General features: G+C 74.8%; 22 protein-coding genes and 2 pseudogenes. 12 read left to right on the top strand and 12 right to left on the bottom strand.

The genetic code is table 11. From position 1 onward, the window contains the following. Positions 1 to 118 precede the first annotated feature (118 nt). Complete coding sequence (locus ACIQUR_RS19190; protein WP_403665511.1) at positions 119 to 1,051, top strand: alpha/beta fold hydrolase; 933 nt, start codon at positions 119 to 121, stop codon at positions 1,049 to 1,051. A 196-nt stretch (positions 1,052 to 1,247) separates the two neighbouring features. On the opposite strand, the gene ACIQUR_RS19185 is transcribed toward ACIQUR_RS19190, so the two are convergent. After that, positions 1,248 to 2,453, bottom strand: coding sequence for an MFS transporter (locus ACIQUR_RS19185; protein WP_403665509.1), 1,206 nt, complete (start codon positions 2,451 to 2,453; stop codon positions 1,248 to 1,250). Between the two features lie 157 nt (positions 2,454 to 2,610). On the opposite strand from ACIQUR_RS19185, the gene ACIQUR_RS19180 reads away from it, so the two are divergent. Further along, positions 2,611 to 3,516, top strand: coding sequence for a LysR family transcriptional regulator (locus tag ACIQUR_RS19180; protein ID WP_403665507.1), 906 nt, complete (start codon positions 2,611 to 2,613; stop codon positions 3,514 to 3,516). A gap of 17 nt (positions 3,517 to 3,533) precedes the next feature. On the opposite strand, the gene ACIQUR_RS19175 is transcribed toward ACIQUR_RS19180, so the two are convergent. Further along, positions 3,534 to 3,968 carry a VOC family protein gene (locus ACIQUR_RS19175; protein WP_403665505.1) on the bottom strand — a complete coding sequence of 145 codons (435 nt, stop codon included), beginning with the start codon at positions 3,966 to 3,968 and terminating at the stop codon, positions 3,534 to 3,536. A gap of 328 nt (positions 3,969 to 4,296) precedes the next feature. Next, positions 4,297 to 4,542, bottom strand: coding sequence for a hypothetical protein (locus ACIQUR_RS19170; RefSeq protein WP_403665503.1), 246 nt, complete (start codon positions 4,540 to 4,542; stop codon positions 4,297 to 4,299). A 191-nt stretch (positions 4,543 to 4,733) separates the two neighbouring features. On the opposite strand from ACIQUR_RS19170, the gene ACIQUR_RS19165 reads away from it, so the two are divergent. Beyond that, positions 4,734 to 5,777 (top strand): MerR family transcriptional regulator, encoded by a 1,044-nt coding sequence (locus ACIQUR_RS19165; RefSeq protein WP_403665501.1) that lies wholly within the window; start codon positions 4,734 to 4,736, stop codon positions 5,775 to 5,777. Here the strand turns inward: ACIQUR_RS19165 and ACIQUR_RS19160 are convergent. Next, on the bottom strand, positions 5,666 to 6,031 hold the full coding sequence (locus ACIQUR_RS19160; protein ID WP_403665499.1) for a hypothetical protein: 366 nt from the start codon (positions 6,029 to 6,031) through the stop codon (positions 5,666 to 5,668). The two genes, ACIQUR_RS19165 and ACIQUR_RS19160, sit on opposite strands and share 112 nt — an antisense overlap. A gap of 353 nt (positions 6,032 to 6,384) precedes the next feature. Between ACIQUR_RS19160 and ACIQUR_RS19155 the strand changes: the two genes are divergently transcribed. Continuing rightward, complete coding sequence (locus ACIQUR_RS19155) at positions 6,385 to 6,813, top strand: hypothetical protein (protein ID WP_403665497.1); 429 nt, start codon at positions 6,385 to 6,387, stop codon at positions 6,811 to 6,813. Between the two features lie 84 nt (positions 6,814 to 6,897). On the opposite strand, the gene ACIQUR_RS19150 is transcribed toward ACIQUR_RS19155, so the two are convergent. After that, on the bottom strand, positions 6,898 to 7,359 hold the full coding sequence (locus tag ACIQUR_RS19150) for a MarR family winged helix-turn-helix transcriptional regulator (RefSeq protein WP_403665495.1): 462 nt from the start codon (positions 7,357 to 7,359) through the stop codon (positions 6,898 to 6,900). A 108-nt stretch (positions 7,360 to 7,467) separates the two neighbouring features. On the opposite strand from ACIQUR_RS19150, the gene ACIQUR_RS19145 reads away from it, so the two are divergent. The 3 genes from ACIQUR_RS19145 to ACIQUR_RS19135 all read left to right on the top strand — a co-directional run bounded on the left by ACIQUR_RS19145 (position 7,468) and on the right by ACIQUR_RS19135 (position 9,877). After that, positions 7,468 to 8,028 carry a DoxX family protein gene (locus ACIQUR_RS19145; protein WP_403665493.1) on the top strand — a complete coding sequence of 187 codons (561 nt, stop codon included), beginning with the start codon at positions 7,468 to 7,470 and terminating at the stop codon, positions 8,026 to 8,028. A gap of 773 nt (positions 8,029 to 8,801) precedes the next feature. Beyond that, positions 8,802 to 9,572 carry an AzlC family ABC transporter permease gene (locus ACIQUR_RS19140; protein WP_403665491.1) on the top strand — a complete coding sequence of 257 codons (771 nt, stop codon included), beginning with the start codon at positions 8,802 to 8,804 and terminating at the stop codon, positions 9,570 to 9,572. Beyond that, positions 9,569 to 9,877 carry an AzlD domain-containing protein gene (locus ACIQUR_RS19135; RefSeq protein ID WP_403665489.1) on the top strand — a complete coding sequence of 103 codons (309 nt, stop codon included), beginning with the start codon at positions 9,569 to 9,571 and terminating at the stop codon, positions 9,875 to 9,877. Before ACIQUR_RS19140 ends, ACIQUR_RS19135 begins: the two co-directional genes overlap by 4 nt. Here the strand turns inward: ACIQUR_RS19135 and ACIQUR_RS19130 are convergent. Continuing rightward, on the bottom strand, positions 9,846 to 10,799 hold the full coding sequence (locus tag ACIQUR_RS19130; protein ID WP_403665487.1) for a hypothetical protein: 954 nt from the start codon (positions 10,797 to 10,799) through the stop codon (positions 9,846 to 9,848). The genes ACIQUR_RS19135 and ACIQUR_RS19130 overlap by 32 nt on opposite strands. A gap of 79 nt (positions 10,800 to 10,878) precedes the next feature. On the opposite strand from ACIQUR_RS19130, the pseudogene ACIQUR_RS19125 reads away from it, so the two are divergent. Together ACIQUR_RS19125 and ACIQUR_RS19120 are read left to right on the top strand one after the other, a co-directional pair. Further along, positions 10,879 to 11,073, top strand: a pseudogene (locus tag ACIQUR_RS19125) (DUF3046 domain-containing protein). A 328-nt stretch (positions 11,074 to 11,401) separates the two neighbouring features. Beyond that, the gene (locus tag ACIQUR_RS19120) at positions 11,402 to 12,445 is read left to right on the top strand and encodes an AI-2E family transporter (protein ID WP_403665580.1); all 1,044 of its coding nucleotides are present in this window, start codon (positions 11,402 to 11,404) and stop codon (positions 12,443 to 12,445) included. A gap of 20 nt (positions 12,446 to 12,465) precedes the next feature. Here the strand turns inward: ACIQUR_RS19120 and ACIQUR_RS19115 are convergent, their stop codons facing one another. Continuing rightward, positions 12,466 to 13,059 (bottom strand): YdeI family protein, encoded by a 594-nt coding sequence (locus tag ACIQUR_RS19115; RefSeq protein WP_403665485.1) that lies wholly within the window; start codon positions 13,057 to 13,059, stop codon positions 12,466 to 12,468. A gap of 5 nt (positions 13,060 to 13,064) precedes the next feature. Further along, positions 13,065 to 13,400 (bottom strand): hypothetical protein, encoded by a 336-nt coding sequence (locus ACIQUR_RS19110; protein ID WP_403665483.1) that lies wholly within the window; start codon positions 13,398 to 13,400, stop codon positions 13,065 to 13,067. Between the two features lie 347 nt (positions 13,401 to 13,747). Here ACIQUR_RS19110 and recA point away from each other — a divergent pair, with 347 nt between their 5' ends. The 3 genes and pseudogenes from recA (at position 13,748) to ACIQUR_RS19095 (ending at position 18,118) form a co-directional block, all read left to right on the top strand. After that, positions 13,748 to 14,863 (top strand): recombinase RecA, encoded by a 1,116-nt coding sequence (gene recA, locus ACIQUR_RS19105; RefSeq protein ID WP_403665481.1) that lies wholly within the window; start codon positions 13,748 to 13,750, stop codon positions 14,861 to 14,863. Beyond that, a pseudogene (recX, locus tag ACIQUR_RS19100) lies at positions 14,779 to 15,462 on the top strand (recombination regulator RecX); the annotation flags it as partial. The gene recA and the pseudogene recX, both read left to right, overlap by 85 nt. Before the next feature lie 109 nt (positions 15,463 to 15,571). Then, on the top strand, positions 15,572 to 18,118 hold the full coding sequence (locus tag ACIQUR_RS19095; RefSeq protein ID WP_403665479.1) for an FtsX-like permease family protein: 2,547 nt from the start codon (positions 15,572 to 15,574) through the stop codon (positions 18,116 to 18,118). A 102-nt stretch (positions 18,119 to 18,220) separates the two neighbouring features. Here the strand turns inward: ACIQUR_RS19095 and ACIQUR_RS19090 are convergent, their stop codons facing one another. The 4 genes from ACIQUR_RS19090 to ACIQUR_RS19075 form a co-directional block, all read right to left on the bottom strand. Beyond that, on the bottom strand, positions 18,221 to 18,667 hold the full coding sequence (locus ACIQUR_RS19090; RefSeq protein ID WP_403665477.1) for a rhodanese-like domain-containing protein: 447 nt from the start codon (positions 18,665 to 18,667) through the stop codon (positions 18,221 to 18,223). Then, entirely contained in the window at positions 18,664 to 19,206 is a 543-nt protein-coding gene (locus tag ACIQUR_RS19085; protein WP_403665475.1) for a cysteine dioxygenase, read from the bottom strand. Before ACIQUR_RS19085 ends, ACIQUR_RS19090 begins: the two co-directional genes overlap by 4 nt. A 60-nt stretch (positions 19,207 to 19,266) precedes the next feature. Next, complete coding sequence (locus tag ACIQUR_RS19080) at positions 19,267 to 19,353, bottom strand: putative leader peptide (protein ID WP_403665578.1); 87 nt, start codon at positions 19,351 to 19,353, stop codon at positions 19,267 to 19,269. 341 nt (positions 19,354 to 19,694) lie between these two features. Continuing rightward, positions 19,695 to 21,305 (bottom strand): FAD-dependent monooxygenase, encoded by a 1,611-nt coding sequence (locus ACIQUR_RS19075; RefSeq protein WP_403665473.1) that lies wholly within the window; start codon positions 21,303 to 21,305, stop codon positions 19,695 to 19,697. Between the last annotated feature and the right edge of the window lie 196 nt (positions 21,306 to 21,501).

The following is a 21,501-nucleotide window of genomic DNA, read 5'->3' as shown; positions in this document are numbered from 1 at the left end:
CTCGTGAGCCTACGTTTCACGCCAACTGGTCCACCACTACCTGAGTGAGTAGCCCGACACCACTCGATCAAGTAGTCATCGGCAGGAATGGCGCGATGTTGACGGGGAACCCAAAGAAATGGCCGGACGTTTCGCTAGCATCTCCGCCATGACCTCTTCACTTCCTTCCGCGTTATCCACTTCCGTGTGGGGCAGCGGCCCCGGATTGCTGCTCGCGCACGGTGCGGGCAGCGACGTGCGGGACAGTTTCGGCCCCGTCATCGAATCCCTCGCCCAATCCAGGACGGTGGTCGGCGCCGATTTTCCCGGCTCTGGTTCCACTCCTCTCGCGGACGGGCCGCTGAGTCTTGACGAGCTGGCCGACGGCATTGTGGAAAGTGCCGTGCAATCCGGCCTCGACACATTCGCCATTTCAGGTTTCTCCATGGGCACCACGGTGGCCGTGCGGGCCGCGGTCCGCCATCCGGAGCGGGTGACCGCCCTCGTTCTCTCCGCCGGATTCGCCCGCCCGAGCCCCCGGCTCCTGCTGGCGGTCGAGACCTGGCGGGCACTGGGCCGCCGGGACCCGCGGGGCCGGGAGCTGGCCGCGTACCTGTCCCTGATGGTCGGCGGCCCCGAGTGGCTGGAGGCGCGCTCCGGCGCGGAGATCGAGGAGCAGCTCGGGCTGTTCGCCGCGGGCATGCCGGCCGGTGCCGACGCGCAGCTGGCCCTCTTCGACCATCTCGACGTACGGGCCGACCTGGCCCGGGTGGAGGTGCCGGCCCTGGTCGTGTCGGCCACCCGGGACCTGCTGACCACGCCCGTTCACTCCCGCGAACTGGCGGAGGGCATTCCGGGTGCCCGGCTGGCGGTGCTCGACTGCGGGCACGCCATCGCGGCCGAGCGGCCGACCGAATGGGCGGCACTGATCCGGGAGTTCCTCGACGGCGTCGACGGCCTGGGTGTCGGGGACGTCGGCGTCGGCGCAGCCGGGCCCGTCGGGGGCGTCGGTCGCCTCGGGGGCGTCGGTCGCCTCGGGGGCGTCGGTCGCCTCGGGGGCGTCACCGGCTGAGCGGGGCCGTACCGGTGGCGGCGCTCCGGGGGCGGGGGCTTGCCCCGGAGCGCCGTTCCACCGCCGCCCCCCGCCGGGGGCGGGTCCGGGGGTTCCGCCGGGTCCGGTCCCGGGGGTGCCGGGCGTCCGGTCCCGGGGACCGAGGGGCCCGGACCCGGGACCGAGGTGTCCGGTCCCGGGGACCGAGGGGCCCGGCCTAGCCGCGCGCGGCTCCCGCGGGGGCGCGGCCCAGGGCCGTCACCGCCAGGGCGCCGGCCGCGAGGGCCGCGCCGAGCCACATCACGGCCTCGATGCCGGAACCGTCCGCGGCGAGGCCGCCGACGAAGGCGCCCAGGGCGATGGCCCCGTTGAACACGCCGACGAACAGCGCGGACGCCGCCTCGCGGGCTTCCGGGGCCGAGCCCAGCAGCCAGGTCTGGGTCGAGACCGAGACCCCGCCGTACGAGAGGCCCCAGACGGCCAGCAGCACGGCAGCCGTCATCACCGAACCGCCGATCAGCGGCAGCAGGCCGACCGTCGCCGCCAGCACCAGGCCGATCACCAGCAGTGTGCCGCGCGGGGAGCGGGCCGCACCGGCGCCCGCGGCGAAGTTGCCCAGCACGCCGGCGATCCCGTACACCAGCAGCAGCGTGCCGATCATGGATGCGCTCGCGCCCGAGATCTCCTCCAGGGCGGGCCGTACGTACGTGTAGGCGGCGAAGTGGCCGGTGACCAGCAGCGCCACGACGGCCAGCCCGGTCGCGACCCGCGGGTTGCCGACCAGCCGCATCACGCCGCCCAGCCGGATCTCCTGCTCCGCGGGCAGTTTCGGCAGCAGCACCGCCAGGGCGGTCAGCACGACCAGCGCGAGGCCGGCCATGGTGACGAACGCGGTGCGCCAGTCGGCCAGTTCACCGATGTACGTGCCGGCCGGGACGCCGAGCACGGAGGCCACCGCGATCCCGCTGAAGACGAGTGAGGTGGCCGGCCCGACGGAGGCTCCCGGCACCAGCCGCACCGCGAGGCCGGCCGCGATCGCCCAGACGCCGCCCATGCCGACGCCGACGAGCACGCGGGCGGCCACCATGACCGCGAAGTTCGGGGACCAGGCCGCGAGGAGGTTCCCCGCGACCAGCACGGCCATCAGGCCGCACAGCACCAGGCGGCGGTCGAAGCGGCCGAGCGCCGGGGTGAGCAGCGGCGCGGACACCGCCCCGACCAGGCCGGTGATGGTCAGCGTGAGCCCGGCCGTGCCCTCCGTGACCCGCAGCGCGTCGCCGATGGGTGTCAGCAGGCCCACCGGCAGCATCTCGGACGTGACCACGGTGAACGTCGCGCCGGCCACGGCGGCCACGGCGGGCCAGCCGCCGCGGGGGCCGGGTGTCCGCGGCGTCACCCCTGCGATTTCCTCTGTCTGTGCCATGAGTTCAGCCAACCCGCGATGACCTGCGGGAACAACGGCCAATCCCTCATGCTTCGATGAGCTGGGCTACTTGATCGACTGCCCGGGCGCGGGTGGCGGGCGCGGGGCGCCGCCCGGTAGACAGCGGAGGTCGGCACCCGGGGTAGAAAGGTGACCCATGAGCAGTCTGGAGTTCCGCGAGCTGGAGGCGTTCCTCGTGCTCGCCGAGGAGTTGCACTTCGGCCGGGCGGGCGAGCGGCTGTACGTGTCGCAGAGCCGGGTCAGCCAGTTGCTGCGGTCGCTGGAGGGCCGGATCGGGGCGCCGCTGGTGGAGCGTACGAGCCGCCGCGTCGGCCTGACGCCGCTCGGCGAGTCGTTCCTCGCGTCGCTGCGCCCCGCGTACGAGGCGCTGCGCGCGACGGTGGACGAGGCGCGGGCGGCCGCCCGGGGCTTCGGCGGGGTGCTGCGGATCGGCTTCCAGGGCACGGTGGACGACTACCTGGCGCAGGCCATCGCGCTGTTCGAGGACCGGTACCCGGAGTGCGCCATCGAGGTGGCGGAGATCGCCCTGTCGGACCCGTTCGGGCCGGTGCGGCGCAAGGAGGTGGACTGCGCGGTGGTGCTGCTGCCGGTGGCGGAGGACGACCTGGTGCTGGGCCCGGTGTTCTCGCGGCAGCCGCAGACCCTGGCGGTGTCCGCCCGGCACCCCCTCGCCGGGCGCGCGTCGGTGTCGGCGGAGGAGCTGGCCGGGTGCCGGCTGATCGGCATCCACGGCTCGGCGCCCGAGTACTGGCGCCGGGCGCAGGCGCCCGGGGAGACCCCGGGCGGCCTGCCCGTACCGGCCGGGCCGCTGGTGAACACCCTCCAGGAGGGCCTGTCACTGACGGCCGCGGACCGGGGCGCGATGCTGCTGTGCCGGTCGACCGCGGAGTACCACGGCCGGCGCAGCTCCATCGCCTTCGTGCCGGTCGAGGGACTGCCGGACTCGCTCCTGGGCCTGGTCAGACACCGGGAGCACGCCACGCCCCAGGCCCAGGCCTTCGCGCAGGCGGTGGGCGAGACCCTGGGGCGGGAGGCGGCGTAGGGCGCGTGCCGGGGGTCCTAGGGGCGGACGTAGGGGCGGGTCATGATCTCCATGTTGTGGCCGTCCGGGTCCTCGAAGTACGCCCCGCGCCCGCCGAAGAGGCGGTTGACCTGCCCGGCTTCGGTGTGGTGGGGGTCCGCGTAGTACGTGACGCCGGCCGCGGTCAGCCGGTCGATCATGCCGTCGAACGCGTCCTCGGCGACCAGGAAGGCGTAGTGCTGGGACTGGATCGGCTCGTCGGTCAGGGCGTAGTAGTCGAGGGTCACGCCGTTGCCGAGGTCGACGGGGAGGAACGGCCCGAACGGGGCCGACACCTCCAGCCCGAGGACCGACGCGAGGAACTCGGCCGACCGGCGCCGGTCGCTGGCGTACACCACGGTGTGGTCGAGCCGGGCGACGGCGGAGGGCTGGGGGGTGGTGGCGTGCGGGGCATGGGCATGGGCATGCGTCATGGTGTGGTTGGTCTCCGGGTCTTCAGGGCTTCTGGATGCGAAGTGGACGGACGCCTCGGGGGACGCCGTAGCGAAGACGCGGAGGAATGGCGGGGCTCGTGCCCGCCTCGTGCTCACGCCGAGGCCGGGAACCCGTTTCGTGTGTGGCCCAAGGCCGACCCGGCAGTCACACAACTGATCTTACACACCGTCACGCGCGTCGGGGGATTCACAGCATGTCTGATGATCAGTTGCCGTGCCGGGCCCGGGGGTTGTGGGAGGTGCCGGCCGGAGTAGCCCCTCGCGGAACCTCGTGCCTGAGCCCGAGACCGGGGGTCGAGGTCGGGGGTCAGAGGTCCGTGTCCGGGGGGTCGGTGTCGTAGACGTGCGGTTCGGCGCCGATCCAGTCGATGAGTCCGGAGTCGCCGAGTACGAGCTCGTCGGGGTCGGGGACGCCGGCCCGGCGGAGGAACTCGATCACGTCCGCGTCGTTCCTGGCCAGGCCGAGGATGTCCTCGTGCCCTTCGACGCGCAGCGTCACCCGGCGTCCACCCGAGGGCGACAGCCGGTGTACGACGATCGGCGCGTGATGCATGGCTCCAGCGTGGGGGGCGGGGCACGGGTCCGCATCCGGGGGGAGCGGCCGTGGGTGGCGGGGAGTGGGGGTTGGCGGGGTGGGCGTGGGGGGGTGGGCGTGAGTGGGGGTGGGCGTGGGTGGGGGTGGGCGTGGGTGGGGTTGACCTTGACCCTCGGGGCAGGGTTTAGGTTGCCGGTCGGGAGGTCCGCATGAAGATCGGTGAGCTGGCCCGTCGCGCGGGAACGACGGTCAAGGCGGTGCGCTACTACGAGGCGATGGGCCTGGTCAGTCCGGAAAGGCTGGCCAACGGCTACCGCGACTACGGCGAGCACGACGTACGGCTGGTCCGCGAGATCCGCACGCTCGGCGGCCTCGGCATCCCCGTCGACCGCACCCGGCCGTTCCTCGACTGCCTGGCCGCCGGCGGGACGCACGGCGACGACTGCCCCGCCGCCCTCGCGGGCTACCGCGAGGCCATCGACGACCTGACGGCCCGCATCGAGGCGCTCACCGCGCGGCGGGCCGTGCTCGCCGCCCACCTCCGCGAGGCCGCGTACCGCAACAGCATCGCGACCGGGGACACCGCTCCGGTGGAGGAGGGAGCCGCGCCGGTGCACGACCTGACCGTCCTGCCCGCCGGACTGCCCGTACCCGAGGACGACGGCGCCGCCGCCCACCTGCCCGGGCTGCCCATGCCCGCGCTGGAGGCGGCCGCCACGTCCGGTGGTTCGGTACGCCTCGACGCGCTGGGGCCGGGCCGGACCGTGCTGTACGTGTACCCGCTGACCGGACGGCCCGACGCGGACCTCCCTGAGGGCTGGGACGCCATCCCGGGAGCCCGCGGCTGTACGAGCCAGGCCTGCGGGTTCCGGGACCACCACCAAGAGCTGGCCGAGGCCGGCGCGGCCCGGGTCTTCGGTCTGTCCAGCCAGGACACCGCATACCAGCGCGAGGTCACCGAGCGGCTGCGGCTGCCCTTCGCGATGCTGTCCGACCCCTCCCTGTCGCTGGCCTCGGCGCTGGGCCTGCCGGTCTTCGGGTTCGGGGGCCGGACGCTCTTCAAGCGGATCACCCTGGTCGTCAGGGACAACCGCATCGAGCACGTCTTCTACCCCGTCTTCCCGCCCGACCGGCACGCCGGTCAGGTCGTGGAGTGGCTGCGGGAGAACCCGGTGCAGGACCGCGGAGTGTCTGCGGCCGGCCGCGCGACGCCTGGGGCCGACCGCGGGGCGCCCGTGGCCGGCCCCGTGTAGCGCCGGAGCGCACGGCCGCTGCCCCGCACCCGGCCGAGGGCGCTGCGCCCGCAGGTGCGCCAGTGGGCGGGCGTGATCCGGGGGCGGTGCGCTCCGGTGGTGATCAGGGCGTTCACCGGCGTCAGCGGGTCGGCGGCCAGCGCCTTGGCCGCCAGCACGCCGACGACGAGCGGCAGCAGGGCGGTGGCGAGGGCGGAGCCGGTGAGGGTGACCTGCCGGAGTGCGGCGGGCCGGCGCGGGGCGTCGGTGTTCATGGGGCCATTCCACCGTCGGGGGTGGGGTGGGGGGATCGGGCCTGGTACTCAGGTCGCTCGGCCTCGGGTACTCAGGACGGGGTGGTTTCGGCTGGGGTGGTGGTCCACTGGGAGCAGGGCAGGGCAGGGCAGGTCGGGCTATGGGGTGCGGAGAGGCTGTGATGGGTGAAGCGGGTTCGGGGTGGGGTGCCGGGGCGGGGGCGGGTGCCGGGTTGGGTGCGGGTGCCGGGTCGGGTTCGGGTGCCGGGTTGTGTTCGGGTTCGGGTGCCGGGTTGGGTTCGGGTTCGGGTGCCGGTAGGGGTGCGGGGGTAGGTGCCGGCGCGTTCGAGCCGGCTACGGGGGACGGACCGCCCGTGCCGCCGGAGCGGGTGCGGGCACGGGCCGCCGAGGTGCGGGCCGCGTACGAGGGGCTGCGCCAGATCCGCCGGCTCGTCAACGCGGCCGGCGACGGGCGTCCCGGGGATCCCACGGAGCGGCCGGCGCCCTGGGAGCGGGAGCGGCCGCTCCGGGCGGTGTCCCTGGCTCTGGAGGCGGCGGGGGTGCCGGCCTCCGCGGTGGACGGGGCCGGGCGGCGTACGGAGACCGGGTACGTGGTCCGCGACGGGGAGGAGCCCGGGACGGTACGGGTGAGCTGGCTCGGACCGCCGGGCGGCCGGGCCGCCGAGGAGGAGGCCGCCCGGCTGGCGGAGTGCCGCTCGGTGCTGGAGCGGGCGGGCTGGGACGCCCTGCTGTACCGGGGGGCGCGGCACCGGCGATACGTGGAGGTGGCTGCGCCGCGGTGAGTGTGGGGGCGGGTGCGGTGGGTTGGGGGGTGCGGTGAGTGTGGGGGGGCGGGTGTGGTGGGTTGGGGGGTGCGGGCCGCCGCGTCAGCGGCTTGCGCGTAGGCGGCGGGTGACTTCGCCCAGGCCGTCGGCGAGGGCGTCGATCTGGTCCTGTGTGAGTACGTCGATCAGGTGCCGCCGTACCGCCGCGACGTGGCCCGGCGCCGCCTGTTCCAGCCGCTCCCGGCCCTGCTCGGTGAGGACCGCGAAGATCCCCCGCACGTCAGACGGGCAGCTGCGCCGCCGTACCAGGCCCGCCTTCTCCAGCTGCGTGACCTGGTAGGTCAGGCCGCTCTTCGAGTTGATCAGACCGTCCGCCAGCTCCGTCATGCGCAGCTCGCCGCCCGGGGCGGCCGAGAGCCGTACGAGGATCTCGTACTGCGGGTGCGAGAGGCCTGAATCGTCCTTGAGCTGCTGGTCCAGTCGCCGGTTCAGCAGCGCCGAAGCGGCGAGGAAGCCGCTCCACGCCCGCATTTCGTCGTCATTCAGCCATCGCGTGTCACCCATGGGGCCAGCGTACGGCAGTTGTTCCAATTTGAACGACGGGCTATGGTCGGGGCTGCAGTTCGGTTCAAATTCGAAATACTTCATCTCCCCCAACGAGAGGGATCCCTCATGGCCTCCCCGTCCGCGACCCTGCGCACCGCCGAGACCAGTGCCGAGAACGCCGTCGCCGGCTCCCACGCCGGCGGCGCCGCCCGTGATGCGGGGCTGCTGGTGCTGCGGCTCGGCTTGGGCCTCACCATGGCCGCCCACGGCTCCCAGAAGCTCTTCGGCTGGTTCGGGGGCGGGGGCATCGAGGGCACCGGCCAGTTCTTCGGCATGAGCGGCTACCCGGCGCCCGAGGCGATGGCCGTCCTGGCCGGCCTCACCGAGACCTTCGGCGGCCTGGCCCTCGTGCTGGGGCTGCTCACCCCGCTGGCGGGCGCGGCCGTGACCGGCACCATGATCAACGCGGTCGCCGTGGTGTGGAGCGGGTCCTTCTTCGCCCCCAAGGGGGTCGAGTACGAGCTGCTGCTCGCCACCGCCGCGGCCGCGCTCACCCTGACCGGGCCCGGCCGGTACGCGGTCGACGCGCTCGTTCCGGTGCTGCGCGGCATCGGGAGCCGCCCTCGGGCCCTCGCCCTGGCCATCGGCGCGGTCGCGGCGGCGGTGCTGCTGCTGGTCCGGGACTGAGGTCGCCTCGGCCCGCTTTCAGCGGGCACGGCAGGGCTTCGGCGGGCACGGCAGGGCTTCGGCGGGCGTTTCCAGGCCCCGACGCCCGTCCGGGCCCCGCCGAAGCCCCACCCTGGGCCCGTACCTAGATGCCGCCCGGCGTGGGGTTGTCCGCCGACCGAGGGTTTCCGGACCGGGGCGGGCCCTCAAGGGCGCTCCTTCGTCGCGTCGCTCCGCGATGACCCTCCGGGTCACCCTTGACAGACCACCCCGGCCCGGAAGGCAAAACCCCTCGGCGGACAACCCCCGAAAAACGCCCCGGAGCAACACAAGCCACCACCCAGTCCCACGGCCCTTGCCCGGCAGCGAGGGGGAGGCATCCACCGTTCCCCAGCACGCCCCCGGCCACCCACGCCACCCCAAGCCCCGCCCATGCGGGCGCGCACCCCCGTCCGTAGGCCCACCGCCCATCTCAGCGGCCTCCGGGCCGTCCGTGCCCCTTCATAAGCCGCCCACGATCGCTACGCGCTCCGGCCGTCACGCGACCCACGGTCCTTGGTGGCCGGACATAAGCCGCCCACGATCGCTACGCGCTCCCGCCGTCACGCGACCCACGGTCCGTGGTGGCCCCCAACCGGGCCGGAAGGCGGATGCGCGCCCGGACCGACCCCGTCGCAGGGTTGGTCGGGCGTCGCTTCGGGTGGGGTCGGGCCGTGGCCGGCGGTCGTCCGTCGGTCGCCGGGGGCGCAAGAACGTACAAGACCGCGGGCGTGGGGCCCCGTAGCGTGCGGTGCGTGGAACAGACAGCAGCAGCACCAGCGCACACGGTTTCCGGGGACGGGGGCGGGCGGCCGCGGGGGGCCGTGGTTCGGGACGCGCTCGGCGTCGGGGTGGCCGTGGGCCTCTCCGGGTTCGCCTTCGGCGTCACCGCCGCGGGGGCCGGGCTCACCGTGGCCCAGGCCTGTGCCCTCAGCCTCCTCGTCTTCACCGGCGCCTCGCAGTTCGCGCTGGTCGGCGCCCTCGCGGCCGGGGGCAACCCCCTGACAGCCGCAGCCGGCGCCTTCTTCCTCGGCACCCGGAACGCCTTCTACGGCCTGCGGCTGTCCCAGCTGCTCGCGCTGCCCCGCGCCGTCCGTCCCCTCGCCGCCCACTGGGTGATCGACGAGACGGCCGCCGTCTCCCTGGCCCAGCCGGACCGCCGCACCGCGCGCCTCGGGTTCACCGTCACCGGGCTCACCCTGTACCTGCTGTGGAACCTCACCACCCTGCTCGGTGCCCTCGGCGCCGAGGCCATCGGCGACACCGACGCGTGGGGGCTCGACGCCGCCGGGCCGGCGGTCTTCCTCGCGCTGCTCGCCCCTATGCTCCGGACCGCCACCGAGCGGGCCGTGGCCGCCCTCGCGCTCGTGCTGGGCCTCGGCTTCCTGCCGTTCCTGCCCGCCGGGGTGCCCGTGCTGGTCGCCGCACTCGCCGCCCCCGCCGTGCTCTACGTCAAGGGGCGGGAGGCCGCGCGCCGCGAGCGCCGGGAGCTGGAGTCCGTACACGAGGAGGGCCGGGACCGATGAACGTCTGGATCGCCATCGCCGCCACCGCCGTCGGCTGCTACCTGCTCAAGCTGGTTGGCCTGCTGGTTCCCGCGGGCGCGCTGGAGCGGCCCGCCGTGCGCCGGCTCTCGGCCCTGCTGCCGGTCGCGTTGCTGGCCGCGCTCACCGCCCAGCAGACCTTCAGCTCCGGTCACGCCCTGGTGCTCGACGCCCGCGCCGCAGGTCTGGCCGCCGCCGGGGTCGCGCTGCTGTTCCGGGCGCCCTTCCTGCTGGTCGTGGCCGCGGCCGTGCTCGTCACCGCGGGCGTACGGGCGCTGGGCGGCTGACCGGTCCGGCGCCGATCGGCCGCCCGTGGGCGCGCAGGGTGAGCAGCGCCTCGATCGTCGCGATCGGGCGCCGTTCCAGGCTGCTGCCCGGCGCCCAGGCGCGCCGGCGCACCGGCCAGCCGCCGTCCTCCTGCTGCTCGGCGGCGAGGAAGTCCAGCGAGCGGGCCAGCTCCTCGTCGGTGAACCAGCCGCGCGCCAGCGATTCCGGCCGGCGCGCGAGGTCGTGCGGGAAGAGGCGCTCGCCGGGCGCGTACCCCGCCGCCACCGGATAGCCGTCCCGCTGCCCGGGGTCGAGGACGACCAGCCGCGCCTCCCGCACCAGCCGGCCGAGCCGGTCCGCCGCCGCCTGCGCCCGTGAGCGGTCGGGGGCGCCGTCCAGGAAGTCCACGGCGGCCTGGATCTCGTACGGGTGGGAGTGCCGCAGCGTCTCGACGCGGTCCCAGCAGTAGTCGGTGGCCCGGAACAGCCAGGCGTGCCAGACGCGGTTGCGGTGCAGTACGCCGACCACGGGACCCGTGGTGAGCAGCTCGCTCGGCGGGTCGTCCACGACCGGGTGGTACGGCGCCCCCGGGTAGCCCCGCGGGCCCGGCCGCAGCACCGGCAGGGCGCCGTCCGCGGTGGAGACCTGCGTGAGGTGGCGGCACAGGCGCTCGATGCGCTGCCCGGCGCAGCGCCCGAGGGCGTCGAGGACGCGCAGCGCGTGGGCGGTGTGCAGGGGCTGGCTGTCGGGCCCGCGGAGGTCGGGGTCGAGGGCGTGGCCGTAGCCGCCGTCGGGGTTGAGGTAGGGGCCGAGGGCCGCGTCGACGGGATCGGCGGCGCCGCCGAGGAAGTGGTAGGCGAACCGCCGCTGTTCCAGGACCCGGGCGGTGAGCCAGACGAACCGCTCGGCGCGGGCCAGGGGGGATGCATCGTCACCAGGCATGTCCCCCAACGTAGGGCGGATTCCGGCCCCGGAAGGGGACGAACGGACCGGTCCACCCGGGGGGCGGGATACTGGGGGCATGCGGTTGACGATTTTCTGGGAGCGGATGGCCGAGCACTTCGGTGCCGCCTAGGCCGACTCGTTCGCCCGGGACCACGTGATGGCCGAGCTGGGCGGCCGTACCGTCCACCAGGCCCTCGACGCGGGCTGGGAGACCAAGGACGTGTGGCGCGCGGTGTGTTCGGCCATGGACGTGCCGGGCGACAAGCGCTGACGTACCGGGCGACAAGCGCCGAGGGCCGGACGGGCGACGCATACGGGACACTTGGCGGGTGGCAGCCACCCATGAGACCGACCAGCCCGAGCACCCCCGGGGCGCCTCCGCGCCCCCGGGGTCCGTCCCGTCGCCCTCGCGCGAGCCGGAGCCGTCGGCGCGTTCCGTGCCCTCCCCGGCGGCCGCCCCGCCCGGCGGCCCGGGCCCGGACGGCGAGGGGCCGGGCGGGCACGAGGGGACGCGGGCCGGCGGTGGCGGCACGGCGGACGGCGCGGGTGCGGAGCCGCCGGCCGGGCCCGGTACGGCCTTCCGCCAGCCGCCCGCGCGGATGCCGCGCTGGCTGCCGCGCGCGGTGGTCCTCGTACTGGCGCTGTACGCCTGCTTCCAGCTCGGCAGCTGGGCCTTCCACCAGCTGATCGGGCTGCTGCTGAACATCCTGATCGCCTTCTTCCTCGCCCTGGCCGTCGAGCCGGCGGTGAGCCGGATGGCGGCCCGCGGGATGCGCCGCGGGGTGGCGACCTTCCTGGTCTTCCTCGGCGTGCTGGTCTTCTCGCTGGGCTTCATGGCCCTGCTCGGCTCGATGCTCGCGGGGCAGATCGTCGACATGGTGGAGAGGTTCCCGCAGTACCTCGACTCGCTGATCGACTCGATCAACCAGACCTTCCACACCGACCTGTCGCGGCTCGCGATCCAGGACAGCCTGCTGCACTCGGACTCGCTCCAGAAGTACGTGCAGAACAGCGCGTCCGGTGTGCTGGACGTGTCCGCGACCGTCCTCGGCGGTCTGTTCAAGCTCCTGACCATCGCCCTGTTCGCGTTCTACTTCGCCGCCGACGGCCCCCGGCTGCGGCGCGCGCTGTGCTCCGTGCTGCCCCCGGCGCGGCAGGCCGAGGTGCTGCGGGCCTGGGAGATCGCCGTGGCGAAGACCGGCGGCTACCTCTACTCGCGGGGGCTGATGGCCCTGGTCTCCGGGGTCGCGCACTACATCGTGCTGTTCGTGCTCGGGGTGCCGTACGCGCCCGCGCTCGCGGTGTGGGTCGGGCTGGTCTCGCAGTTCATCCCGACCATCGGCACCTATCTGGCGGGGGCGCTGCCGATGCTGATCGCCTTCACGGTCAGCCCCTGGTACGCGGTGTACGTGCTGGGCTTCGTGGTGGTCTACCAGCAGTTCGAGAACTACATGCTCCAGCCGAAGCTGACCTCGAAGACCGTCGACATCCATCCGGCGGTGGCCTTCGGCTCGGTGATCGCGGGGACGGCGCTGCTGGGGGCGGTCGGTGCGCTGATCGCGATCCCGGCGGTGGCGACGCTGCAGGCGTTCCTGGGGGCGTACGTGAAGCGGTACGAGGTGACGTCCGACCCGCGGGTCTGAGGGCCCGCGGGTCGGACGGTCTAGGGCCGGCCGTCCGGCTCCGCGGCGGTCTCCGTGAGGGTGCGCAGGACCCGGTCGAGCCGGGAGCTGCGGGACCGCGGGGTGAGGGCCTGGAGGAGGGGCAGGACCAGCTGGTAGCGGGCGGTCCTGTCGAGCGCCTCGAAGGCGGCCCGGGCGGCGGGGTCCGCGTCGAGCGCGGCCGCGAGCTCCGCCGGCACCTGCGCCGTCTTCTGCGGGGCGTACGCCGCGTCCCAGCGGCCGTCCTCCCGGGCCCTGCGGACCTCGGCGAGCCCGGGCTCGCGCATCCGCCCGGCGGCGGTGAGCTGCTCGACCTTCTCGACGTTCACCCGCGACCAGAGGCTGCGGGGCCTGCGCGGCACGTACTTCTGGAGGTAGTGGCGGTCGTCCAGGGAGCGGCGCTGCCCGGAGATCCAGCCGAAGCAGAGGCCGATGTCCACCAGCTCGTCGGAGGTCACCGACGGGATGCCCGAGCCCTTCTTCGCCATCCTGATCCACACGCCCTCGGTGCGTGTGTGGTGCCCGGCCGCGAGCCAGTCCTCGAAGGCCGTGCCGTCCGCGAAGGCGATGATCTCCACGCCGTCCAGCTGCTCCATGCCGGTCAGCCTAGGGCCGGGGGAGCGCCGGCGTCCGGGCCCGCGGGCGTCCGGTGGTCGCGCAGGGGTGCGTGGCCGATCACCTCGACGTAGACGATGCGGCCGGTCACGACGTCCAGGTTCAGCATCCCCTGGTCGGGGAGGAGGGGCAGGCAGCGGTGGCCGGGGCCGTACGGGCCGTCCGGGGGCGGGGCGGTGTAGAAGCTCTGGCAGAAGTCGTCAGCGCACGGGCAGCGCTCGTACAGCCGGACGTCGCGGACGCAGACGGCGAGGTCCCGCTCGCCCTCCGCCTCCAGCAGGGCGACCAGCTCGGCGACGAGGTCCGGGTGGACCTCGCGCACGAGCGGCGGACGGGTCCCTCCGGTTTCCCGGGTCCCTCCGGTTTCCGGAGTCCCTCCGGTTTCCGGAGTCCCTCCGGTCCCGCCGGTCTCCTCGTCCGCCCCGTGCCCGCGCTCGCCCATGGCCGCACCGTAGCCTCCGCCGTGCCCGCCGGGGGAGTCGGGCCGGGTGGGCGTGGCACGCTTGACACGGAATTCGAACATCCATTCTGATGGAGAACCTGGCCGTGTGATTGCAGGGGTTTTCTCCGGTTATCCACAGCCGGAAGGGGCGTGGAGGCGCATTGTCAGTGGCAGGCGTTAGCGTCTTTGACGTGAAGCGATCGACTCAAGCAACCCGGGTGGAACCCATGGCAGGCACCGACCGCGAGAAGGCGCTCGACGCCGCGCTCGCGCAGATTGAACGACAATTCGGCAAGGGCGCAGTGATGCGCCTCGGCGACCGGCCGAACGACCCCATCGAGGTCATCCCCACCGGGTCGACCGCTCTGGACGTCGCGCTCGGCGTCGGCGGCCTGCCGCGCGGCCGTGTCGTCGAGATCTACGGCCCGGAGTCCTCCGGCAAGACCACGCTGACCCTGCACGCGGTGGCCAACGCGCAGCGGGCCGGCGGCACGGTCGCCTTCGTGGACGCCGAGCACGCCCTCGACCCCGAGTACGCCAAGGCGCTCGGCGTCGACACGGACAACCTCATCCTGTCCCAGCCCGACACGGGCGAGCAGGCCCTGGAGATCGTGGACATGCTGGTCCGCTCCGGCGCCCTCGACCTCATCGTGATCGACTCCGTGGCAGCCCTCGTGCCGCGTGCGGAGATCGAGGGCGAGATGGGCGACTCGCACGTGGGTCTCCAGGCCCGCCTGATGAGCCAGGCGCTCCGGAAGATCACCAGTGCGCTGAACCAGTCCAAGACCACCGCGATCTTCATCAACCAGCTCCGCGAGAAGATCGGCGTCATGTTCGGCTCGCCGGAGACCACGACCGGTGGCCGGGCGCTGAAGTTCTACGCCTCCGTGCGCATCGACATCCGCCGCATCGAGACCCTCAAGGACGGCACCGAGGCGGTCGGCAACCGCACCCGCTGCAAGGTCGTCAAGAACAAGGTCGCCCCGCCGTTCAAGCAGGCCGAGTTCGACATCCTCTACGGCCAGGGCATCAGCCGCGAGGGCGGCCTGATCGACATGGGCGTGGAGCACGGCTTCGTCCGCAAGGCCGGCGCCTGGTACACGTACGAGGGCGACCAGCTCGGCCAGGGCAAGGAGAACGCCCGCAACTTCCTGAAGGACAACCCCGACCTCGCCAACGAGATCGAGAAGAAGATCAAGGAGAAGCTGGGCGTGGGCGTCCGCAAGACGGCCGACACCGAGCCCGGCCCCGACGCGGCCACCGTCTCCGCCGACGACGCCAAGTCCGTGCCCGCACCCGCGAGCAAGGCCAAGGCGACCAAGGCCACCACGGCCAAGAGCTGACCGTGATGGTCCCGGCACCCGAGGACGGCAGCGGTCCCGGCCCGTCGAGGGCCGGGCGGGGGCCGCTGCCCGGCGGGACGGACGAGGCTCCGGAGCGACAGAGCCCCGAGGAGCAGGCCCGGGCGATCTGCCTGCGGCTGCTCACCGGCAGTCCGCGCACCCGCCGCCAGCTCGGGGACGCCCTGCACAAGCGGGGCATCCCCGAGGAGGTCTCGGAGGAGGTCCTCTCCCGCTTCGAGGAGGTGGGCCTCATCGACGACGCCGCGTTCGCGGGCGCCTGGGTGGAGTCCCGGCACCACAGCCGGGGACTCGCCCGCCGGGCGCTCGCCCGCGAGCTCCGCACCAAGGGCGTCGAGTCCACCCTGATCGACGAGGCGATGGAACGCCTCGACTCCGACCAGGAGGAGGAGACCGCCCGCGAACTCGTCGCGCGCAAGCTCCGTTCCACCCGCGGACTCGAGCGCGACAAGCGGATCCGGCGCCTCGCCGGCATGCTCGCCCGCAAGGGCTACCCCGAGGGCATGGCCCTGCGGGTGGTCCGCCGCGCCCTCGAGGAGGAGGGCGAGGACACCGAGGACCTGGGATACGGCTTCGGCTGACCGCAGGAGGCAGGCGCCCGCCCCCGGCACGGGGGTGGGGCTGGCCCCCCGACGGGACGCCGGGGCGCTCCAGTGCCCCGGGGCACACCCGGCCAGCAGGCTTGGCCCCATGATGCTGCGTTTCGCCCTCCAGACCGTCAGGGACCGCAAGGCAGGGTTCCTCGGCGCCTTCGTCGCCTTCCTCTGCGCGGCGGCCCTGATCACCGCGTGCGGCTCCCTGCTGGAGACCGGACTGCGCGGCACGATCGCCACCGAGCGCTACGCCGGCGCCGCGGTGGTCGTCTCCGCCGACCAGAACGTCCACCTGACCACGGTCAAGGACAAGGGCGACGGCGAGAAGAAGTACAAGCACAAGGCCAAGCCCGTCCCGGAGCGGGCCTGGCTCCCCGCCGGGACCCTCGACCGGGTCCGCGCCGTCCCCGGCGTCGCCCGGGCCGTCCCCGAACTCACCTTCCAGGCCGTTCCGCTGACGAAGGCTCCGGGCGGCCTCCCCTCGTACGGCCACTCCTGGGAATCCGCCGCCCTCACCCCCTTCACCCTGGCCGAGGGCCGCGCCCCCCGCACCGCCGCCGAGGTCGTCGTCGACCGCGCCCTGGCCCGCAGCGCCGGCCTGCGCCCCGGCTCGCCGCTCACCGTCCAGGCCACCGCCTCCCCCCGCACCTACACCGTGACCGGCATCGCCACCGCCGCAGACGGCGACCTCCGGCACCAGACCTCCCTCTTCTTCAGCGCCGCCGAGGCCCGGCGCCTCGCCGCCCGCCCCGACGGCCGCCACACCGCCATCGGCGTCCTGCCCGCGCCCGGCACGAGCACCGCGGAGCTCGACGCCGCCGTCACCCGGGCCCTTCGGGGCACCACCGCCCAGGTCACCAGCGGGGCCGACCGCGGGCCCGTCGAGTTCCTCGACGCCGCCGGAGCCCGCATCAAGCTCGTCTCCATCGGCGGCTCGATGATCGGCACCTCGTTGCTGGTCGCGATCCTCGTCGCCGTCGGCACCTTCGCCCTCGCCGTCCAGCAGCGCCACCGCGAACTCGCCCTGCTCCGCGCCATCGCCGCCACCCCCCGGCAGCTCCGCCGGCTGCTCGGCGCCGAGGCCCTGGTCGTCGGCCTGGCCGGCGGTGCGCTCGGCGCCCTCGCGGGCCTGCCCCTCGCCGCGTACCTGCACGGCAGGTTCGTCGACGCCGGTGTCGTGCCCGCCGCCCTGGAGCGCTCCGCGGGCATCCTCCCCATGCTCGCGGCCGTCGCCGTCACCCTCGTCGGAGCCCGGGCCGCCGCCCGCATCACCGCCCGCCGCATCGCCCGGATCCGTCCCACCGAGGCGCTGGCGGAGGCCGCCGTCGAACGCTTCCGCCCGGCCCGGACCCGGATCGCCGCCGGACTGCTGCTGGCCGCCGCCGGCGTCGTACTGATCGCCCTGCTCGGCTCCTTGCGCACCGAGCCCGCCTCGACCCCCGTCACTTTCCTGGCCGTCGTGGTCCTCGCCGGCGCGGTCTCACTGCTCGGCCCGCTCCTGGTGAAGGGGGCCGCCGCCCTGCTCGCCGGCCCCCTCCGGCTGGCCGGCCCCAACGGCCGCCTCGCCACCGCCAACCTGCGTGGCAACGCCACCCGGATGGCCTCCGCCGTCGCCCCCCTCGCCCTGCTCGTCGGCATGACCTGCACCGTGCTCTTCAGCCAGCCCACCCTCGGCAACGCCGCCCGTGCCCAGGCCCGGGAGGGCATCCGCGCCGACTGGATCCTGGCCGCGCAGGGCCCCGGCGTACCGGCGGAGGCCGCGGCGGAGCTCCGCCGGACCCCGGGCGTCACCGCCGCCACCGAGGTCGTCACCACCCAGGTGCGGGTCGGGCCGGCCAAGTACGCCGCCCAGGGCGTCACCCCCGCAGGACTCACCCGCACCTGGGACCCCCAGGTCACCCGGGGCACGCTCGAAGGCTTCGGCCCGCGCAGCGCGGCGGTCAGCGAACTCGCCGCCGAGGCGCTGGACCTGCGTCCCGGCAGCACCCTCACCCTCAACCTCGGGGACGGCACGCCGGCCACCGTCACCGTGAGCGCCGTCTACGCCCGGGGCCTCGGCTTCGGGGACCTCACCCTCGCCCACGACCTGGTCGCGGCCCACGTGGACAACCCACTCGCCCGCGCGGTGTACGTCGCCACCGCCCCCGGCACCCCGCGGGAACGCCTCACCGCCGCCGTCGCGCCCTTCCCCGGCACCGCGCTCCTCGCCCCGTCCGCGGCCGACGCGGCCCGGGCCGAGCGGCAGCAGGCGAACGCCGAGGTGAACCTCATCGCGATGGGCCTGGTGCTGGCCTTCACCGCCGTCTCCGTGGTCAACACCCTCGCGATGTCCACGGCCGAGCGGGTGCGGGAGTTCGCGCTGCTCCGGCTGACCGGCGCCACCCGGCGCCAGGTACTGCGGATGCTGCGCCTGGAGGCCCTCGCCGTCCTGCTGATGGGCGTGGTCCTGGGCAGCGGCACCTCCCTCGCCGTCCTGACCGCCTTCAGCGTCGGGATGACCGGGAGCGCGGCGCCGGCCGTCCTGCCGCTGGTGTACGCGGTCGTCCTGGGCACGGCCGGGCTGCTGGCCCTGGCGGCCACGGCGGTACCGGGACGCTTCGCGCTGGCGGTGCGGCCGGTCGAGGCCGCGGGGGCGCGGCAGTAGCGGCGGCCCCGGAGGCCGGGCGGGGCGTTCCTCCCGGGGGAGGGCCGCCCGGCCCGGCGTTTCGGTGGCGTGCCGTCACCGCGGTGTTTCGGTGCCGTGCCGTCAGACGGGGGCCTGGCCCTCGTCCCCGCCGTCGTGGCCCGGCTCGACCGGCAGTCCCGCCGACCGCCAGGCCTGGAACCCGCCGATCAGGTCGGTGGCGTGAGGGAGGCCGATGCGCTGGAGCTCGGCGGCCGCGAGGCTGGACGCGTATCCCTCGTTGCAGATCACGATCACGGTCAGCCCGTGGTCCGTGGCCTCGGGCAGCCGGTGGCTGCCGTCCGGGTCGAGCCGCCACTCCAGTTCGTTGCGCTCGACCACCAGGGCCCCCGGGATCAGGCCGTCGCGCTCGCGCAGCGCCTGGTACCGGATGTCCACCAGCAGCGCGCCCTCCGCGGCGGCCGCGCGGGCCGCCTGGGCGTCCACCCGGTCCAGTCCCTCGCGCACCCGCTCCAGGTAGGCGTCGATGCCCCGCGGTTCGCCGCCCCCGGTGCGGCCGGCGGCGCTCACTGCCAGTCCGCCGGGCGCTCGACCTGCTCCAGGCGCAGCACGGCACCGGAGCGCGAGTAGCGCCGGATCAGGGGCAGCGGCGGGTAGTACGCGTGGACCGAGACGGCGTGCTCGGTCTCCGACTCGTTCAGCACCTCGTGGACGTGGTGCTCCAGGAACGCCCGGCCGGTGCCCTCGGCCAGGCTGCGGGTGCGGTCGACGTCCCGGGCCAGCTCCAGGCTCTGCCAGCCCTCCGAGGGCAGCCGCACGGCGAGGGAGTGCTCGGTGAGCCGCCCGGAGGCGGTGGCGAAGGCCCCGCGCGACTCGGCGTGGTCGTGCCAGCCGGTGCCGGTGCCGGGGGGCCAGCCGATCAGCCACGCCTCGCTGCCGCCGGGCCCTTCCAGCCGCACCCACGTGCGGCCCTCCGGGTCGAGGGGGAGCTGGGCGACGAGCTCGGGGTCGGCGGCGGTGCGGAGGGCGAAGTCGAGGAGTTCGGCGGCCGTGGGGCCGTCCTGGACCTGGGTACGGGTGTGCGCGGGCACGGAGAGGGAGGGTGACACGGGGCATCCGTCCTGGGGTTCGCGGGAGGGCGCGCGTCCTGGCGCGCGGAGGAAGGCGAATCAGCAGGAAGGTCGACACACGCAGCCCGCGTAGCGGAGGAGGTCCATGTGAACCCTCCGCCACAGGCGTGCGTCGGTGCCGGTCATGTCCCGGAGTACACCACGGGGCTCCTCGGACGGTCAATCGATCACCGCGACACGTACCACGATACGGATGCCCGGCGACCGGCATCCGGACGCGCCGCCGGCACCAGCGGACCGCTCGCACCCGGTCCGACCTGTGCCGGAGGAGGCGTGCGGCGGCCCCGGGCCGAAGGCGGACCGGCGCCGTGGGTCCGCCCCGCGGCGTTCAACTGCGGCGGTCGGGCGCGCCCCCGTCCGGTCTCCACCGCACCCGGCGGAGACCGCATCCCGCGCCGCCTCCACCACACCTGGGCCGCCTCCACCGCACCCCGCGCCGCCCCCGCCGTGCCCGGCGGGAGTACCCGTCAGCTCGCCGCGTCCGCGGCGGTGGGGACCGGGTCCTCGGACGCCGACCGTTCGGTGGAGCCGCCGCGGACCGCCTCGGCCGCCTCGTACAGTTCCGCCGGGCGCACCCCGGAGAACGCCGCCGCCAGGTGCCCGTCCGGCCGGACCAGCAGCACGGTGTGCGCGGCCGCACCGGGGTACGACTCGGCCACCAGCAGCTCCGCCCGCGTGGGCAGCGCGCTCACGGCCGCGGCCAGCCGGGGCATCAGACCGGCCTTCAGCCAGTGCCGCCGGTCCCACACCCCCGTACCCGGCGCCACCAGCACCGCGAGCAGCCGTCCCCGTCCCAGCCGGTCGCGCAGCGGCACGGTCGTCCCGTCCGGCGCGGTGACCCGTACGTCCGTCACCGGCGCGCCCGGCTCGGTGGCGGTCTGCACGGCGCCCTCGGTGGGCGCGGGGGCGAGCGGCGAACGCCCGTACCCGGGCGCGGAGCCCAGCGGCCCGCGGCCCAGATGGGCGTCGGACAGCAGCGTGGCGTGGGCCCGGGCCGCGCCCGGCAGCAGCACCCGCAGCCCGCCGGAGGAGCGCAGCACCGGCATCGCCTGGTCGGCGGCGCGCAGCCGGGCGGCCACGGCCGTCCGCCGCTCGGTCTGGTAGCTGTCCAGCAGCGTCTCCGAGGCCCCCTGGTGCCAGGCCAGCGCCAGCTTCCAGGCGAGGTTCTCCGCATCGCGCAGCCCCTCCTCGACGCCCTGCGTGCCGAGGGCGCCCAGCAGGTGCGCCGCGTCCCCCGCGAGGAAGGCGCGGCCGTCCCGCCAGCGCCGGGCGAGCCGGTGGTGCAGGGTGTGCACGCCGGTGTCGAGCAGCTCGTACGGCGGGGTCGTGCCGCCGCACCAGTCGGCCAGCGTGTCGCGGATCCGGCCCACCAGCACGTCCGGGGTCACGAGGTCGCCGCGCGGCGGGAGCAGCCAGTCCAGCCGCCACACCCCGTCGGGCAGCGGGCGGGCGGTGACCTCCTCCGGGGGCGACCGGTGCAGCAGGGCCTCGTCGGGCCAGGGGAGTTCGGTGCGCAGGGCGGCCACCGCGTGGCGCTCCACGGCGGTACGGCCGGGGAAGCGCACGCCCAGCAGCTTGCGGACCGTGGAGCGGGCGCCGTCGCAGCCCACCAGGTAACTCCCGCGCCACCAGGTGGTTTCCGCCCCGCGGGTGTGGGCGGTGACGCCGTGCGGGTCCTGCTCCACGGTGTCGAGCCGGCTGTCCGCGACCACCTGGACCAGGGGGTGCGCGTGCGCGGCGTCGCGCAGCCCGCGCGCCAGGGCGTGCTGCGGCACGTGCAGGGGAGCGGGCGTCCCGGACTCGGCGTCCCGGGGCGCGAACTCGATGCGTACGGGCTCCTGCCGGCGCCGCACGGTGCGCCAGGCGGTCCACCGGGCGGCCTCGTCGCGCAGCGTCGTACAGCCCAGCCGCCGGGCCATGGCGGCGGTGTCGGCGTGCAGGACGACGGTACGGGCGGGGCGCGGCTCGTCCTTGCCGGGGCCCTCGTCCAGGAGGACCGAGGGGACGCCCTGGCCCGCGAGAGCCAGCGCGAGCGAGAGCCCCACGGGCCCCGCTCCGACAACGATCACCGGGTCCACGCGTGCTCCCCGGCCGTCCGATTTGTGATCACAGAACGTATGCAACCCACTGCGCGTGCTTGCGTCAAGTGACGTAGGCATGCAGAGAGAGGTGTGGGGGGGGGGGGGGGGGGCGGCCCCAGCCCCCCCAACCAACCCGCGGGGTGGGGGGGGGGGCGAGAATACATTATGGGAGCCCCCGCGCGCGCGCCGGCGC

Source organism: Streptomyces sp. NPDC101132 (assembly GCF_044759225.1).
In the GTDB taxonomy this organism is placed as follows: Bacteria; Actinomycetota; Actinomycetes; order Streptomycetales; family Streptomycetaceae; genus Streptomyces.
This window is presented reverse-complemented; position numbering and strand designations above follow the sequence as displayed.

Bases quoted from the DNA above. Each gene is read 5' to 3' on its own strand.
- ACIQUR_RS19095 (WP_403665479.1), top strand. From the start codon at position 15,572: ATGATGCTGCGTTTCGCCCTCCAGACCGTCAGGGACCGCAAGGCAGGG.
- ACIQUR_RS19120 (WP_403665580.1), top strand. From the start codon at position 11,402: ATGCCGCGCTGGCTGCCGCGCGCGGTGGTCCTCGTACTGGCGCTGTAC.
- ACIQUR_RS19175 (WP_403665505.1), bottom strand. From the start codon at position 3,968: ATGACGCATGCCCATGCCCATGCCCCGCACGCCACCACCCCCCAGCCC.
- ACIQUR_RS19170 (WP_403665503.1), bottom strand. From the start codon at position 4,542: ATGCATCACGCGCCGATCGTCGTACACCGGCTGTCGCCCTCGGGTGGA.
- ACIQUR_RS19080 (WP_403665578.1), bottom strand. From the start codon at position 19,353: ATGACCGGCACCGACGCACGCCTGTGGCGGAGGGTTCACATGGACCTC.
- recA (WP_403665481.1), top strand. From the start codon at position 13,748: ATGGCAGGCACCGACCGCGAGAAGGCGCTCGACGCCGCGCTCGCGCAG.
- ACIQUR_RS19180 (WP_403665507.1), top strand. From the start codon at position 2,611: ATGAGCAGTCTGGAGTTCCGCGAGCTGGAGGCGTTCCTCGTGCTCGCC.
- ACIQUR_RS19185 (WP_403665509.1), bottom strand. From the start codon at position 2,453: ATGGCACAGACAGAGGAAATCGCAGGGGTGACGCCGCGGACACCCGGC.
- ACIQUR_RS19150 (WP_403665495.1), bottom strand. From the start codon at position 7,359: ATGGGTGACACGCGATGGCTGAATGACGACGAAATGCGGGCGTGGAGC.
- ACIQUR_RS19190 (WP_403665511.1), top strand. From the start codon at position 119: ATGGCCGGACGTTTCGCTAGCATCTCCGCCATGACCTCTTCACTTCCT.
- ACIQUR_RS19160 (WP_403665499.1), bottom strand. From the start codon at position 6,031: ATGAACACCGACGCCCCGCGCCGGCCCGCCGCACTCCGGCAGGTCACC.
- ACIQUR_RS19135 (WP_403665489.1), top strand. From the start codon at position 9,569: ATGAACGTCTGGATCGCCATCGCCGCCACCGCCGTCGGCTGCTACCTG.
- ACIQUR_RS19115 (WP_403665485.1), bottom strand. From the start codon at position 13,059: ATGGAGCAGCTGGACGGCGTGGAGATCATCGCCTTCGCGGACGGCACG.
- ACIQUR_RS19145 (WP_403665493.1), top strand. From the start codon at position 7,468: ATGGCCTCCCCGTCCGCGACCCTGCGCACCGCCGAGACCAGTGCCGAG.
- ACIQUR_RS19130 (WP_403665487.1), bottom strand. From the start codon at position 10,799: ATGCCTGGTGACGATGCATCCCCCCTGGCCCGCGCCGAGCGGTTCGTC.
- ACIQUR_RS19165 (WP_403665501.1), top strand. From the start codon at position 4,734: ATGAAGATCGGTGAGCTGGCCCGTCGCGCGGGAACGACGGTCAAGGCG.